The following is a 13,489-nucleotide window of genomic DNA, read 5'->3' as shown; positions in this document are numbered from 1 at the left end:
CGATCAGCCTTGCTGAAAGCCCGTGTCACGTTTCTTCGATTTCGGCCTGCCGACATAGGGCACGCCCTTCAACCACAATTTAAGGGCTTCCCAGTGGATGCCGGCGAATATCTTGTGGGTCATGAACGGATGGCGCAAGACCGCGCGCGTGATCTGCCGGTCCGTGAGCGGGCGGAACTTGCCGGTGAAGGCCGCATTCAGGATCGGACCGTCGGCGTCCGCGTGCTTGATGACGACGGCGATGTCATCGCCGGGCGGGCGGATGGCGAACCGGTAGCGACCCTCGACAGCCAGAAAGGGCGATACGAAGAAGCGCTTGTCCGCCGTCTGTCTGACCAGCACGCCGTCGCCCTTCGTGTCGGCGGGCAGGACATAGGCATGCCGTTCTCCGAAGGTGTTGTGGACCTCCTGCACGGTCGCGGTCAGCGCGCCCGAGCCGTCGTAGCAGAAATAGACACTCAACGGATTGAAGACATAGCCGAACAGACGCGGGTAACAGAGCAGTTCAACCCGATCCGGGACCGGTTGTCCGATCCGGGCGACCATCCGGTCGACCCAGCCGCGCAGATCCTGATGACCTTCCGGCGGGCCGTGGTCACGGTCGCGAAACGACATCAGCCTGAACCTGTTGTGGCCGAACAGCTTCAGACGGCGGTCGGTCTCCGCCAGCCGGTCGATGTCGAGCAGGATCGCGAAGACGCGGTAGGACAGCCGGTGACGCCGGGGCCGGCTGCGCGTATGGATCACGCGGCCTTCGTAGATTGCTCCGGGCGCTTTGCTCATGCCGCCTGCACGTGCTGGCGGATGGTCTCGGGCCAGCCGGGCGGGATCTGCAGGCGCCCCGATTCCTCCTCCACGGTCCATGGCCGGCGCACGCCGCCGACCGCTTCGGCGATCGCCAGACCGGCCTGGATGCCGTCTTCATGGAACCCGTGCCCCAGATAGCTGCCGCAGAACCACAGGCCGCGCTGTCCCTGAATGTCCCAGATCGCCCGTTGCATCTGATCGGTCGCGCCGTCAAACATCGGATGATCGTAGGGGAAGCTGCGCTGTACGTGCGATGGCATGTTCTCGACCGGCGGGTTCAGGGTGACGAACAGATTGTCGCGCGTGCCCAGCGGCTGCAACCGGTTCATCCAGTAGGTGACGGTGGGCGCGCGCTTCTCCGCGCCGTCCGACATCAGATAATTCCAGCTTGCCCATGCCCGCCTGCGCGTCGGCATGAAGCCGGAATCGCCATGCAGCACCGCCAGATTGCGCTGGTACCTGAACGCGCCAAGGATGCGTTCCTCTGCAGGATCGGCGTCCTTGATCATGCGCAGGCTTTCGTCGGCATGGCTCGCCATGATCACCTGGTCGAAAAGGTGGATGCCGCCCTGGCGGTCCTCGATGCGGACACCGTCGGGCGTGCGGGTGACCGCCTCCACGCCGGTGTTCAGCTTAAGGGTGCCGTTGAACTGTCTCAGCAGGGCATGCACATAGCTGCGCCCGCCGCCGACCACGGTGCGCCAGCGCGGCCGGTCGCCGAGGCCCAGCAGGCCGTGATTCTGCATGAAACGGAAGAAAGGGGCCGCCGGGAAATCCAGCACGCGACCCGCCGGCGACGACCAGATGGCCGCACTCATCGGCAGTACATGATAGTTGATCAGTTCCGGGCCGACATCCAGGCGGGTCAGGAAGTCCCGCAACGAGACGTCATCGATGCCGTCGCGCACCGCCTGCTGGCCTGCCTGGTAGAACCGCATCAGGTCCCGCAGCATGCGCAGGAACCTGGGCTTCACCACATTCCGCTTCTGCGCGAACAGCATCGAAGGCCGTGCGCCGCCGTATTCGAACCGGCCATCGTCCGCGGAGACCGAAAACGACATGTCCGAAGCCGCCGTCGCGACGCGCAGGTGGTCGAACAGTGCGCACAGATTCGGGTAGTTCCGGTCGTTGAAGACGATGAATCCTGTGTCGACCGGGACGATGCCGTCGCCGGTGCGCGCATCGACGGTGTTCGTGTGGCCGCCGGCATAGTCGGCCCGGTCGAAGATGGTCACGTCGTGGCGCTGGCCGAGCAGCCAGGCCGCGGACAATCCGGTGATGCCGCTTCCGATGACGGCGATCCGGGTTCCCGAAGGCATTGATTGAGTGATCATGCGCAGGTTACGAATGCCTTCTGAGGATGGATCACAGACGTTGCCGTGATCTCGCTGATCGGCGGGATCGGGGTGATCCGTTCGGGGAATGGTGCCGTAAGGTGGGCATGTTAATGACGGCATCTGTTGATAATCGCAAGCCGGGGAGGACAGCGGCGCTGCCCGATCCCGATTTCAATGACCTGATCCTGCGCGTCGCCGGCAAGAGCGACCGCAGCGCGTTTGCCGACCTGTTCGGCCACTTTGGCCCGCGCATCAAGGGCTTCATGATGAAGTCCGGTGCAAGCGACGATCTGGCCGAGGAAGTCGTTCAGGAAACCATGGTCACACTGTGGACCAAGGCCCGCCTGTTCGATCCGGCCAAGGCGGGCGCGAGCACGTGGATATTCACGATCGCCCGGAACAAGCGGATCGACCTGCTGCGTCGCCGGAATCGGCCGCAGCCGGATCCCCATGACCCGATGTTCCAGCCCGACCCGCCCCACGATGGCGAGAAGGCCCTGTCGGTCGTGCAGGATCAGGAGCGCGTGCGGGCGGCCATGGCGGACCTGCCGCCGGAGCAGTTCGAGATCGTGCGATTGTCGTTTTTCGAGGGCCTGCCGCATTCGGCCATCGCCGACAAGCTGGACCTGCCGCTGGGGACCGTAAAATCACGCCTGCGGCTGGCCTTCAGGAAGGTCCGGAACCTGGTAGGAGACGAGCTTTGAGCGAGATTCGCCATCACCCGAGTGAAGCGACGCTGCTTGCCCATGCAGCCGGCAGCCTGTCGCAGGGACTTTCCCTGATCGTTGCCGCCCATCTGGGTGCCTGTCCGCGATGCCGTCGCCACGCGGCGCTGGGAGAGGACATGGGCGCGGTACTGATGGCCGACGCGCCGCCCGTCAGCGTCAGCGATCGCGCGCTGGATGCCGTGTTCGCGCGGATCGCCGGCCATCGACCCGACGATCAGGCCGAGACACCTGCGGTGCAGGGCAAGCACGGCGTGCCGGCCCCGCTTGGCAATCTGCTGCCGGACGATCTGTCCGAGGTCCGCTGGCGGGCCATCGGGCCGGGCATCAAGCAGGCGAAGCTGAAGGGACCGGACGGGCATGACGACGGCGTCAAGCTGCTGAAGATCGCGCCGGGCCGCTCGGTGCCCCAGCACAGTCACGGCGGACACGAGATGACCCTGATCGTCAGCGGTTCCTATACCGATGAGATTGGACGCTTTCAGGCAGGCGACATCGCCGATCTGGACGGCGATATTCAGCATCAGCCGGTCTCCGACAGCGGCGAGGACTGCATCTGCATCATCGCAACCGATGCCCCGCTCGCGTTCACCGGTATCGTGCCGCGGCTGATGCAGTCGTTCATCCGTATCTGACCTGACTCCATGGCTGCGTCCGGCGAAGGGCGGCTGATCCTTGTTCTGGGCGATCAGCTGTCGAAAGACATGGCGTCGCTGTCCTACGCCGATCCGGCAAGGGACACGGTCCTGATGGCGGAGGTGGCCGAGGAAGCCACCTACGTCCCGCACCACAAGAAGAAGATCGCCTTCATCTTCTCCGCAATGCGCCATTTCCGCGACGCCTTGCGCGATGACGGATGGACGGTGCGCTACGTCGCCTATGACGATGACGCCAATACCGGCTCGCTGGGCGACGAGGTCGCGCGGGCCGTCGATGACCTGAACCCCGAGGAAATCGTGCTGGTCGAGCCCGGGGAATGGCGCCTGATGGACGAGATGTCGGGCTGGAAATACCGGTTCTCGCCCCGCGTGCGTATCCTCAACGACGAGCGTTTCCTGTGCACGCGCGATGAATTCGCCGCCTGGGCCGATGGCCGCAAACAGCTTCGGATGGAATACTTCTATCGGGAGATGCGCCGCAAGACCGGTCTGCTGATGGATGGTGACGATCCTGAGGGCGGGGAGTGGAACTACGATTCCGAAAATCGCAAGCCGCCGAAGGACGGTCTGGACCTGCCCGAACGGACTTGGTTCGAGCCCGATGAGATCACCTTGGAAGTGCTTGAACTGGTCGCATCCAGCTTTCCCGACAACTTCGGCAGCCTCGGGAATTTCCGCTTCGCCGTGACGTCGGACGACGCGGAGAAGGCGCTGGATCACTTCATCAGCGATTGCCTGCCCGATTTCGGGGACTATCAGGACGCGATGATGACCGGCGAGCGGTTCATGTTCCACAGTCTGCTGTCGATCTACATCAACGCGGGCCTGCTCGATCCGCTGAAGGTCTGCGAACGCGTGGAAAAGGCCTACCGGAACGGGGATGCGCCGCTGAATGCGGCCGAGGGCTTCATCCGGCAGATCATCGGCTGGCGGGAATATGTGCGCGGTGTCTACTGGCTGAAGATGCCTGACTATGCCGAGCTGAACGAGATGGACCAGCGCAGGTCGCTGCCCGACTTCTACTGGACAGCGGAGACGAAGATGGCGTGCGTGCGGCAGGTCGTCGAACAGACCCGCGACGAGGCCTATGCCCACCATATCCAGCGTCTGATGGTGACCGGTAACTTCGCCATGCTGCTCGGCGTCAAACCGGTCAAGATCCACGAATGGTATCTGGCCGTCTACGCCGATGCGTACGAGTGGGTGGAACTGCCGAACACGCTGGGCATGAGCCAGTTCGCCGACGGCGGTCTGCTGGGGTCGAAGCCCTACGCGGCGGGTGGCAACTACATCAACCGGATGAGCGACTATTGCGCCGGTTGTGACTACAGCGTGTCGAAGAAGGCAGGGCCGGACGCCTGTCCGTTCAACTATCTCTACTGGGATTTCCTGGCCCGGAAGCGGGACCGCCTGGAGGGCAACCGGCGGCTGTCGAACATGTACGCCACCTATGACCGGATGTCCGACGCGCGAAAGGACGAGATCGAGGCCGACGCCCTGAAGTTCCGCCGCAATCCGAAATAGCCTGCCCGGTGTCGGAAGGCCCTGTTGCCGGTTCGGACCGCTTCAATCAAGAAGCTGGAACGGTCTTGCTCCACTTCAGCAGCACCATTTGATCCAGCATGGCCTCGGCCTCGGAAAATGTCGGGCCGCGTACGCCATCGCCTGGAAATCTGGCGACCACTGCGACCACGAAGTGTTGGTTCAGCATGCGCACGGATCCGGACATGTCGATCATGGTCGGGTCGTTCGTATCCGTCTCTGCGAGGCAGACCTCTCCGCCAACCGATCGCGCCGACGCGGCAGGGTGGAGGCACAGAATCTCCGTGCTCCTGCTACGGGCCGATTCATCAATTGCGTCCAGAAGGGCCTTCCGGGCATTGGCGCGCTCGCTGTCATTGATGTCGCTGAAGAGACTGCGGGTACTCTCGAAGCGCAGGACATTCTCCGGCGTGGCGGAGGCAACACGTCCCGAAACCAGCGGTTCGCCCCAGATGCGAAACTCGATGGTCTTGAGGTCACCGGTCCTTTGCGCCTCTCTTAACCCGTCACAGTTCATGTGCACCAGATGAACCTTCAGGCGACGCCCGAGTTTCCGATGCGCGATCTTCAGGATGCGTGCTTCCAGCGGGTCGTCGATGCCCAGCGGGCATGATCCTGGCGACAAGGGCACACGGTAGGTCTGGTTTCCGATGGCGAGCTGATCGGGCGCGAGCGGGGGCTGGAAGGCGGGGCGCGTTGCCGCGCACGCTGCGAGGAAAGCACTCAGGGCGAGCAATGAAATTATCCTGAACATGCTCGGTTCCTATTGCATTCCGAGGTGCGCTTGAACTGCAATCATTCCGCGAACGGCACTTTTTCCGGTGCGGCACACCTCGACGTCTGCGCTTTTTGATCCCGGATCGTTTGTCCCCGAGCTGAAACCGCGTCGAATCGCTCGGTTGGCGCGTTTCCCCGGCCTCGGTATCAGCCGGCGTCCCGTCTGAATTCCGACAGCGCGATGTCCTGCTGCCGGACAAGTTCAGCGATCTGGTCGAAGGTGGCGCGGCTGAACCAGAGCCGCGGGCCGTCGGCGGACTGCAGGGTGATCTGGCCGTCGGAGAGCGTGACCGAGAGGCGCTCGTGGTCCGGATCCTTGATCTGGGCGAAGACTTCCACCATCACTGTCATTGTCATGGTACCGACCTCCTACCGACGGCTTCTGAGGTCGATGATGTCCGCGCGCAACCTGCGGAACGACCGCGCCGCCTCATGTTCCTCGATCTCGGTTTCGATTGGGTCCAGCAGGCCGAAGAAGGCGTCGTCCAGCGCCTGTTCCACGCAGGCCCGAAACTCCTCCTGCGTTTCCTGATCCAGATCGGACGCCATGACGGCCGGGCTCATGGCCTGTAGCACGGAAGCCCGCTGTCCCAGCAGCCGCTCCCGTTCGTCCAGAAGGTCATCGATATGCACACCACGCCTCCACTGATTGTGTAGGCGGTATTATCGGTAAATATACACATTAGTCAATCGAAATTGAGAACAAAGTCGGAATATGCGGACGGTCAGCCGGTTTCCATCGGCAGGGCGGGATCGGAGCACCATTCGCTGAGCGAATTGTCATAGAGGGCGACATCGTCCTTGCCCAGCAGGGCCATGACGAACGCCGGCGTGGTCGCCGCGATCCCGCCGCCGCAATAGGTGATGACGGGCTTGTCGCCCATCGCCCCCGTGTCCGCCAGCATTGCGCGGAGTTCGGGCAGGGGCCGGAAGGCTCTGGTTTTCGGGTCGATCATCTCGCGCGCCGACGACAGTTCCGATCCGGCGATCCGGCCTGCGCGGCCATAGTGTGTCCCGCCGCCCGCGTGCTGTTCGCGGCTGAGGGCATTCAGGATCACCGCCTGTCCGGTCGTGACCGCGCCGAGCACCTGGTGCCGGTCGGCGATCAGCTCGGGGCGTGGATTGGCGGTGAAATTCCCGGCCGGATAGCTGTCATCGCCGCTGGAAACCGGGCGGCCCTCCGCCTCCCACTTGTCGATCCCGCCATCCAGAATGGCCGCATTGTCGAATCCGAAGGCGCGCAGCATCCACCACACGCGCGTCGCCCACATGGGGTGATGCCGGCTGTAGAGCAAGACGTGGCTGTCGTTGTTGATGCCAAGGGCGCGGACCCCGTCCTGGAACGCTGCCCGGTCCGGCAACGTGAAGCGCAGCACCGGATCGGGCTTCGACAGTTGTGCCTGAATATCGATGAAGCCGGCACCCGGAATGTGCGCATGCTGCCACTCGTCGCGGCAGGCAACGACACGATAGGTATGCTTGGGATCGGGTGCGAGCCGGGTCGAACAGTCGAAAATGCGCAGATCCGGGTCATCAATCCGGTCGGCGAGAGCATCGGTGCTCATCAGCCAGCGTGCAGCACGGTCGGTCATCTCGTTTCCCCTTTTTCGACCAGGGGACTGTAGATCACTCGCCTGCGTAGCGCCAATGATGGCGATAATGATTGAGCGTGCGCTGTCCGTTCCGAAGATCATTCTCTTCGGTCGGACTCATGCCCGTGATTTCAAGTCCACGTGCAGAATCGCGCACGTATACGGTTTCTCCAGCGAAGAGTTCGAATCGTTCGGCTACCTCATCCGGTAGAATAACAGCTGTCCGTCCACCGACTTTCGATATCTTCGCGCGGGCCATGCAGGCATATCTCCTTTGATTTTCTGAAAGATAACAGTTGAGTAGCGGATGATCAAGGAACGCTTACTTGCTCTGGCCAGCATCGGTGCGCCGTCCGGGCGGCGTATCTCCTATGCGCCCCGACCGCTTTGCCGTCCCCTGCGGTGATGATATATTCCGGCCCATACTCTGGGAGGACATGCCTTGACCGATATCGTGAAGTCGAATGCCGACGAACTGGCCGCGCTGATTCCCGACGGCTCCAAGATCGCGATCCCCGCCGACTATTCCGGCATCGCCATGGAACTGACCCGCGCCATGGTGCGCCGGGGCGTGCGCGACCTGCATCTGGTCTGTGTCCCGGTGACGGGATTGCAGGGCGACATGCTGATCGGCGCGGGCGCGGTGAAGACCATCGAGACGTCGGCGGTCACACTGGGCGAGTTCGGCGGGGCACCCCGCTTTCAGGCGGCGCTGAAGGCGGGCGAGATCAGGATCAAGGACGCCACATGTCCGGCCATTCACGCGGGCATCCAGGCCGGCCAGAAGGGCATTCCCTACATGCCGTTGCGGGGCATGATCGGTTCGGACGTGCTGAAGCATCGCGACGACTGGAAGGTTCAGCAGAACCCGTTCTCCGACGAAGAGGACCCGATCGTGCTGCTGCCGGCGATCCGCCCGGACTTCGCGATCTTCCATGGCCTGAAGGCCGACCGTCACGGCAATGTCTATCTGGGTATCCGCCGGGAACTGGTGGCGATGGCCAGCGCGGCCACGCAATCGCTGATCACGGTCGAGGAGATCGTGGACGGCAACCTGCTGGAAGACGACAGAACCGCTGCCGGTACGCTGCCGAACGTCTATGTCGGCGCGGTCGCCGAGGCCAAGCAGGGCTGCTGGCCGCTGTCGTTCTGGAACGAGTACGGTACGGACGATGCGCACATGCAGCATTACGTGGCTTCGGCGCGTTCCGACGAGGGCTTCGCGGGTTACGTCGCCGAATTCGTGCAGGGCTCGGGTCGCGCGGTGGCCGCCGAATGAGCGGCGTCGCGCCCGACGAGGTCAAGCCCGAGGAACTGCTGATCGCCATCATCGCACGCCTGCTGGAGGGCTCGCGTCTGGTGGCGGCCGGCGCATCGTCGCCGATCCCGGGGGGCGGGTGCCTGCTGGCGCGCCGTCACAGCGGCGGGACGATGAAGGTGAACATCCTCGGCAGCCGCGCCAACAACCTGATGACCAACGGCGGTGTCGAACTGTTCGACTGGGCCGGGCAGGGGCGGCTGGATGCCTTCTTCCTGGGCGGCGGCCAGATCGACGGCGAAGCGAACATCAATCTGGTCGGGACCGGCGACTATCCGTCCGGCGGCATCCGCTGGCCGGGATCGTTCGGCTCGGCCTATCTCTATTATCTGGTGCCGCGCGTGATCCTGTTCCGCGAGGAACACAGCCGCCGCGTGTTCGTGCCGAAGGTCGACTTCGTGTCGACACCGGGCGTCAGCGAAAAGGGCGTCTATCGCACCGGCGGGCCCTACGCGATGGTCTCGCCGCTGTGCCTGATGGGGTTCGACGCCGACCGGAAACGGTTCCATCTGAAAAGCGTGCATCCCGGTCACACGGTCGAGGAAGTGCGCGACAACACGGGCTTCGATTTCGATGTGCCGGACCACGTGCCGGAAACCGAGATGCCCACCCGGGCCGTGCTGGACGAGATCCGCCAGCACGTCTCGGTGGAAATCGCGGAGACCTATCCCCGCTTCGCGCAACGCGTCTTTCCCGAGTACGCCTAGGGCGGAAACAGTCTGAATGGAACCATTCAGACTGTTTTCAAGAATGGCAACTACCTGTGCGAGTTGCGTTATTTCGTTTTCATGGTGATTCCATGAAAACGAAAAACGCTCTAGCTGGCGCGCTGACCCCAGACGTCGGCGTGATCGGCCCAGAGCCGGTAGCCCTCGGCCATCAGCCGCGATGAGATCTCGCGGCGGTCCTGCGGGCTCAGATGCTTGTGTTCGTACTGCAGCAGGGCGGGCCGCCATCCCGCTTCCAGCGCCATGCGCATGATCTCGGCATCGAAACCTTCGGTATCCACGAGCAGGATATCCGGCTGATCCGTGCCGACTTCCGCCGATGCAGCCGCAAGGGTCGTGACGGCCACGACCTCGCTTGTGATCAGTTCATCGATTTCCGCATCCGTCAGCCCGTCCGTATTGGCCCGCAAAACGCTGGCGACGTGGCTACGATCGAAAGACGCGATCCCGTCCGACATCCGCTGCCCGATCCGTGCTTCGACCGCGTCCTTGTCGATCGAATAGACCGGGCGTTCACCGGCGGTCCGGTCGATGGCGGCGTTCAGGCAGGTGATGTGCGCCTGCCCCGCGTAGCGTCCGGACAGCCTGCCGAACGCATCCGTCTGGGGTTCGATCAGCAGCGCTCTGGCGATGCGTTCAGGATGGGCGGCAATCATCCTGCCAAGCGGGTCGTTCGCCGATCCGTCATTGGCTCCGACCTGAACAATCGTGACCTTCTGCCGGTCGGTCAGATCGCGCGCCAGATCGCCGAAGCTGCGGAACCGTCGGGCATATTGTCTGAGGCAGATGTTCGGATTGCGCGCCAGCGCCTTGGAGGAAAAATGGATCCCCAGCGCGCGCTTGATCTTCCGGATCACCGCGGCGCGCTTTCGTCCCAGAAATCCCTGATCCACGGCGTCGGCAGGCATCGCCTGTGCAGCCGTTTCGCCTTGTAGCCCTCCAGCGCCTGGTCCGGGTCGGGAAGACCGTGAAAGACCACCATCCGTGCCTCTTCCGGCAGCTTTGGCGTCTGGAACAGGTTCAGCGGAAATGGCGGGATGCACTGGCGCTTGAAGCTCTGCGCCCATTCCTCTGGCCACCAGTATTTCTCGCCCAGGCCGTAGGTCAGATAGGTCTGCGGTGGCTTGAAGTTCGCCATCGCCCAGTCGGCCTCGGCATAGAACTTGTCGACGATGAACTGGGTCGTGTTCGCCCGCCAGCGGAAAACGGACGAATTGCCCACGTCGGGACGCTTCTTGAAGACCAGATGCCGCTGGACCCAGTTGTGGATGATGCAGCGCTTGCCGGGCATGTACTCGAAGAAACAGTCGATGTTGCCCGTGATCAAAAGGTCCAGATCCAGGAACATGCAGTCGCCCTGCATCTCGGCCAAGCCATCCATGAACAGGCCCAGTTTCAGCCAGGTCGTGCGCTGATGGCTTTCCGGCAGCACGATGGGCGGCAGGGGGTGGACCTCGATCTGCGGCAGCAGCCCTTCGCCGTTGTCGGTGAAGCAGATGAAGCGGAACGGGCGCGTCAGGTTCCTGGCCACACCATTGTAGAGCCGGTTGGCGAAGTCCGGCCCGTACCGGTCGCCCCATTTCAGGGTGACGATATTGACGGCTTCCTGTTCGGTGGGGGCTGACATGCGGGCTCCGCTGGTGTGTACTGGTGCTCAGGCGGACATAGCCGCTGCGTCCGGCGCGGTCACCCCAAAAGTGTCTCCGCTGCCTCCAGATCCTCAGGCCGGTTGATGTTGAAGAACGGATCGCCGCCGTCGAGACTCCAGTCGACATGCACGGTCCTGTGCACTGCGGTGAAGCGGTCGATCTTGCGAATGTCGTCTTCGATCAAAGCCTTTCGCAGATCTTTCGACAGCGATGGCCGCCACAATGCGACTACGGGATGTGTGCGTTCCCCGCTGCTCGCGACGGCGATGTCAGCCGCTTCATCCTCGGCGGCTGCGGCAAGGCGCGCGCATAGATCATCGGGCAGAAACGGTGCATCGGTCGGTGCGGTCAGCAGGAAATCGGGCACAGGCGACAGTCGCCTGATCCATTCCAGCCCCGCCAGCACGCCGGCCAACGGACCGGCAAAACCCGGTACGGTGTCGCTGACGATGTGCAGGCCCAGTTCCGAGAACTGGTCCAGTTCGGCATTCACGTTCAGCGCCAGCGGTGCGACCTGCGGTGACAGGCGCTCGATGACGTGGCCGATCAGATGACGCCCGCCCAGCGGCAGCAGCGCCTTCTGTCCGCGGCCCATGCGCCGGGCCAGTCCGCCCGCGAGGATCAGGCCCGCGACATTCATTCAGCCGCCTTCCTGCGATGTTTCGATGGTTCGTCGGGTATTTTCTCCGGATCAACGTCGAAACGGATGCGGTCCTGGCCCGACAGGCAGGCGAATCGCTTGCCGCGTGCCCGGCCGATCAGGGTCAGTCCGGCGCGCCGGGCCAGTTCCACGCCCGAGGCCGTGAAGCCGGAGCGGGAGATCAGAATCGGTATCTCCATCTGCACGGTCTTGATCACCATTTCCGAGGTCAGCCGGCCGGTCGTGTAGAACAGCTTGCCCGCCGGTGACACGCCATTGAGCCGCATGTATCCGGCGATCTTGTCCACCGCATTGTGGCGTCCGACATCCTCCATGTAGATCAGCGGGCGATCGCCCTCACACAGCACGCAGCCATGGATCGCGCCGGACAACAGATACAGCGACGGCGTGGTGTTGATCGTGCGGGTCAGGGCGTAAAGCCAGGAGGTCTTCAGTTCCGCCGACGTGTCCAGCCGGACCTGGTCGAATTTCTCCATGACATCGCCGAACGCGGTCCCCTGGGCGCAGCCCGATGTCAGGGTGCGTTTCTTCAGCTTGAATTCGTAATCGGTGCGGCGCGCCGTGGCGACGAAGATGTGCGGTTTCTCGTCGTCCAGCTCGATACCGGTGATCTCATCGTCGGCTGTGATCATGTTCTGGTTCAGCAGGTATCCGACGGCCAGACAGTCCGGATAGTCGCCGATGGTCATCATGGTGACGATCTCCTGCCCGTTCAGGAACAGGGTCAGCGCCATCTCGACGGCGACGTCCTGCTCGACCGGCTGCCCCGTGTGGTCAATGCCCTTCATGCGCCGTGTCAGGCGCACGTCTGCCGGGTCGGGCCGCACAAGATAGGTAGCTGATTCGTCCATATCCCGAATGTGGTGCGTTTCCGTAGCCAGTGCCAGCCTTGACCGTCCGTTGGGGGAGTGGTTTCCTCCGCCGCTCAATTCAGGGGAGAAAGATCATGGCAGGCGTGGCAATCGTTACCGGCGGCAGCCGGGGCATCGGGGCGGCAGTCTGCCGTCTGGCCGCCGAGGCAGGCTACGACGTCTGCGTGAACTATCAGAATGATCGCGACGCAGCGCTGCAGGCCGTGGAGGATATCGAGGCGAAGGGCGGCAAGGCGATCGTCTATCCCTGCGACGTCTCGAAGGAATCCGACGTCCAGTCCATGTTCCGCGAAGTCGACAACGAACTCGGCACGGTGACCGCGCTGGTGAACAATGCCGGCGTTGTGCTGCCCATCTCGCGCGTCGATGAGATGACGTCGGAGCGTCTGGCGAAGATTCTCGGCATCAACATCACCGGGTCCTTCCTGTGCGCGCGTGAGGCAATCCTGCGCATGTCGACGAAGCACGGCGGCAAGGGCGGTGTGATCGTCAACATGTCGTCCGCCGCCGCGCGGCTGGGCTCGCCCAACGAATTCGTGGACTACGCGGCGACCAAGGGCGCCATCGATACCTTCACGCTCGGCCTGTCCAAGGAAGTCGGGCCGGAAGGTATCCGCGTGAACGCGATCCGCCCCGGTCTGATCGACACCGAAATCCATGCCAGCGCCGGTGCTGCGGACCGGGTTGAGAAGTTCAAGGACGGCGTTCCCATGCGCCGGAGCGGCAGCGCGGAAGAAGTCGCCCAGGCGACCGTCTGGCTGATGAGCGAGGAAGCCTCCTATGTCACCGGTGCGTTGCTCGACGTTGCGGGAGGGCGCTGAG

17 protein-coding genes are annotated in these 13,489 nt (G+C 63.4%); 6 read left to right on the top strand and 11 right to left on the bottom strand.

What is annotated here, in order from left to right:
* Nucleotides 1-3 precede the first annotated feature (3 nt).
* Together ACN0X7_RS03250 and ACN0X7_RS03245 are read right to left on the bottom strand one after the other, a co-directional pair.
* Nucleotides 4-783, bottom strand: a complete 780-nt coding sequence (locus ACN0X7_RS03250) for a DUF1365 domain-containing protein (protein ID WP_417514060.1) — start codon at nt 781-783, stop codon at nt 4-6.
* A complete protein-coding gene (locus ACN0X7_RS03245; RefSeq protein WP_417514058.1) occupies nt 780-2,126 on the bottom strand; it encodes an NAD(P)/FAD-dependent oxidoreductase in 1,347 nt (448 codons plus the stop codon). The genes ACN0X7_RS03250 and ACN0X7_RS03245 overlap by 4 nt, the downstream gene beginning before the upstream one ends.
* Nucleotides 2,127-2,254: 128 nt before the next feature.
* Between ACN0X7_RS03245 and ACN0X7_RS03240 the strand changes: the two genes are divergently transcribed.
* From ACN0X7_RS03240 to ACN0X7_RS03230, 3 genes are read left to right on the top strand one after another with little or no spacing between them, the layout of a single operon-like run.
* Complete coding sequence (locus ACN0X7_RS03240; protein ID WP_417514056.1) at nt 2,255-2,848, top strand: sigma-70 family RNA polymerase sigma factor; 594 nt, start codon at nt 2,255-2,257, stop codon at nt 2,846-2,848.
* A complete protein-coding gene (locus tag ACN0X7_RS03235) occupies nt 2,845-3,504 on the top strand; it encodes a ChrR family anti-sigma-E factor (protein ID WP_417514054.1) in 660 nt (219 codons plus the stop codon). The genes ACN0X7_RS03240 and ACN0X7_RS03235 overlap by 4 nt, the downstream gene beginning before the upstream one ends.
* A gap of 9 nt (nt 3,505-3,513) precedes the next feature.
* A complete protein-coding gene (locus ACN0X7_RS03230) occupies nt 3,514-5,052 on the top strand; it encodes a cryptochrome/photolyase family protein (protein ID WP_417514052.1) in 1,539 nt (512 codons plus the stop codon).
* A gap of 46 nt (nt 5,053-5,098) precedes the next feature.
* On the opposite strand, the gene ACN0X7_RS03225 is transcribed toward ACN0X7_RS03230, so the two are convergent.
* The 5 genes from ACN0X7_RS03225 to ACN0X7_RS03205 form a co-directional block, all read right to left on the bottom strand.
* Nucleotides 5,099-5,824: a hypothetical protein gene (locus ACN0X7_RS03225; protein ID WP_417514050.1), complete on the bottom strand. Its 726-nt coding sequence runs from the start codon at nt 5,822-5,824 to the stop codon at nt 5,099-5,101.
* A 170-nt stretch (nt 5,825-5,994) separates the two neighbouring features.
* Complete coding sequence (locus tag ACN0X7_RS03220; RefSeq protein WP_417514048.1) at nt 5,995-6,204, bottom strand: hypothetical protein; 210 nt, start codon at nt 6,202-6,204, stop codon at nt 5,995-5,997.
* Nucleotides 6,205-6,216: 12 nt separating this feature from the next.
* Nucleotides 6,217-6,480, bottom strand: coding sequence for a hypothetical protein (locus ACN0X7_RS03215; protein ID WP_417514046.1), 264 nt, complete (start codon nt 6,478-6,480; stop codon nt 6,217-6,219).
* Between the two features lie 92 nt (nt 6,481-6,572).
* Nucleotides 6,573-7,439, bottom strand: coding sequence for a sulfurtransferase (locus ACN0X7_RS03210; RefSeq protein ID WP_417514044.1), 867 nt, complete (start codon nt 7,437-7,439; stop codon nt 6,573-6,575).
* Nucleotides 7,440-7,473: 34 nt separating this feature from the next.
* Nucleotides 7,474-7,698, bottom strand: a complete 225-nt coding sequence (locus tag ACN0X7_RS03205) for a hypothetical protein (RefSeq protein WP_417514043.1) — start codon at nt 7,696-7,698, stop codon at nt 7,474-7,476.
* A gap of 183 nt (nt 7,699-7,881) precedes the next feature.
* On the opposite strand from ACN0X7_RS03205, the gene ACN0X7_RS03200 reads away from it, so the two are divergent.
* Both ACN0X7_RS03200 and ACN0X7_RS03195 read left to right on the top strand, forming a co-directional pair.
* Nucleotides 7,882-8,718 carry a CoA transferase subunit A gene (locus tag ACN0X7_RS03200; protein WP_417514041.1) on the top strand — a complete coding sequence of 279 codons (837 nt, stop codon included), beginning with the start codon at nt 7,882-7,884 and terminating at the stop codon, nt 8,716-8,718.
* Nucleotides 8,715-9,464 carry a CoA-transferase gene (locus ACN0X7_RS03195; RefSeq protein WP_417514039.1) on the top strand — a complete coding sequence of 250 codons (750 nt, stop codon included), beginning with the start codon at nt 8,715-8,717 and terminating at the stop codon, nt 9,462-9,464. Before ACN0X7_RS03200 ends, ACN0X7_RS03195 begins: the two co-directional genes overlap by 4 nt.
* Nucleotides 9,465-9,574: 110 nt before the next feature.
* Here ACN0X7_RS03195 and ACN0X7_RS03190 read toward each other — a convergent pair whose 3' ends face one another.
* The 4 genes from ACN0X7_RS03190 to fdhD are packed head-to-tail and all read right to left on the bottom strand — an operon-like array spanning nt 9,575 to nt 12,646.
* Nucleotides 9,575-10,393, bottom strand: a complete 819-nt coding sequence (locus tag ACN0X7_RS03190; RefSeq protein WP_417514037.1) for an FkbM family methyltransferase — start codon at nt 10,391-10,393, stop codon at nt 9,575-9,577.
* Nucleotides 10,339-11,112 carry a hypothetical protein gene (locus ACN0X7_RS03185; protein ID WP_417514035.1) on the bottom strand — a complete coding sequence of 258 codons (774 nt, stop codon included), beginning with the start codon at nt 11,110-11,112 and terminating at the stop codon, nt 10,339-10,341. Before ACN0X7_RS03185 ends, ACN0X7_RS03190 begins: the two co-directional genes overlap by 55 nt.
* A 59-nt stretch (nt 11,113-11,171) precedes the next feature.
* Complete coding sequence (mobA, locus tag ACN0X7_RS03180) at nt 11,172-11,774, bottom strand: molybdenum cofactor guanylyltransferase MobA (protein ID WP_417514033.1); 603 nt, start codon at nt 11,772-11,774, stop codon at nt 11,172-11,174.
* Nucleotides 11,771-12,646, bottom strand: coding sequence for a formate dehydrogenase accessory sulfurtransferase FdhD (gene fdhD, locus ACN0X7_RS03175; RefSeq protein ID WP_417514031.1), 876 nt, complete (start codon nt 12,644-12,646; stop codon nt 11,771-11,773). Before fdhD ends, mobA begins: the two co-directional genes overlap by 4 nt.
* A 95-nt stretch (nt 12,647-12,741) precedes the next feature.
* Here fdhD and ACN0X7_RS03170 point away from each other — a divergent pair, with 95 nt between their 5' ends.
* Entirely contained in the window at nt 12,742-13,488 is a 747-nt protein-coding gene (locus ACN0X7_RS03170) for an SDR family oxidoreductase (protein WP_417514029.1), read from the top strand.
* The last annotated feature ends 1 nt before the right edge of the window (nt 13,489 follow it).

Source organism: Minwuia sp. (genome assembly GCF_048263705.1).
In the GTDB taxonomy this organism is placed as follows: Bacteria; Pseudomonadota; Alphaproteobacteria; order Minwuiales; family Minwuiaceae; genus Minwuia.
Note: the sequence above shows the minus strand (reverse complement) of the source record. Positions and strands in the feature narration are given on the sequence as shown.

What these genes read in the sequence shown, in the direction of transcription:
- ACN0X7_RS03190 (WP_417514037.1), bottom strand. Translation starts at nt 10,393, where the DNA reads ATGCCTGCCGACGCCGTGGATCAGGGATTTCTGGGACGAAAGCGCGCC.
- ACN0X7_RS03185 (WP_417514035.1), bottom strand. Translation starts at nt 11,112, where the DNA reads ATGTCAGCCCCCACCGAACAGGAAGCCGTCAATATCGTCACCCTGAAA.
- ACN0X7_RS03170 (WP_417514029.1), top strand. Translation starts at nt 12,742, where the DNA reads ATGGCAGGCGTGGCAATCGTTACCGGCGGCAGCCGGGGCATCGGGGCG.
- ACN0X7_RS03195 (WP_417514039.1), top strand. Translation starts at nt 8,715, where the DNA reads ATGAGCGGCGTCGCGCCCGACGAGGTCAAGCCCGAGGAACTGCTGATC.
- ACN0X7_RS03210 (WP_417514044.1), bottom strand. Translation starts at nt 7,439, where the DNA reads ATGACCGACCGTGCTGCACGCTGGCTGATGAGCACCGATGCTCTCGCC.
- ACN0X7_RS03225 (WP_417514050.1), bottom strand. Translation starts at nt 5,824, where the DNA reads ATGTTCAGGATAATTTCATTGCTCGCCCTGAGTGCTTTCCTCGCAGCG.
- ACN0X7_RS03240 (WP_417514056.1), top strand. Translation starts at nt 2,255, where the DNA reads ATGACGGCATCTGTTGATAATCGCAAGCCGGGGAGGACAGCGGCGCTG.
- ACN0X7_RS03250 (WP_417514060.1), bottom strand. Translation starts at nt 783, where the DNA reads ATGAGCAAAGCGCCCGGAGCAATCTACGAAGGCCGCGTGATCCATACG.
- mobA (WP_417514033.1), bottom strand. Translation starts at nt 11,774, where the DNA reads ATGAATGTCGCGGGCCTGATCCTCGCGGGCGGACTGGCCCGGCGCATG.
- ACN0X7_RS03245 (WP_417514058.1), bottom strand. Translation starts at nt 2,126, where the DNA reads ATGCCTTCGGGAACCCGGATCGCCGTCATCGGAAGCGGCATCACCGGA.
- ACN0X7_RS03230 (WP_417514052.1), top strand. Translation starts at nt 3,514, where the DNA reads ATGGCTGCGTCCGGCGAAGGGCGGCTGATCCTTGTTCTGGGCGATCAG.
- fdhD (WP_417514031.1), bottom strand. Translation starts at nt 12,646, where the DNA reads ATGGACGAATCAGCTACCTATCTTGTGCGGCCCGACCCGGCAGACGTG.
- ACN0X7_RS03220 (WP_417514048.1), bottom strand. Translation starts at nt 6,204, where the DNA reads ATGACAATGACAGTGATGGTGGAAGTCTTCGCCCAGATCAAGGATCCG.
- ACN0X7_RS03205 (WP_417514043.1), bottom strand. Translation starts at nt 7,698, where the DNA reads ATGGCCCGCGCGAAGATATCGAAAGTCGGTGGACGGACAGCTGTTATT.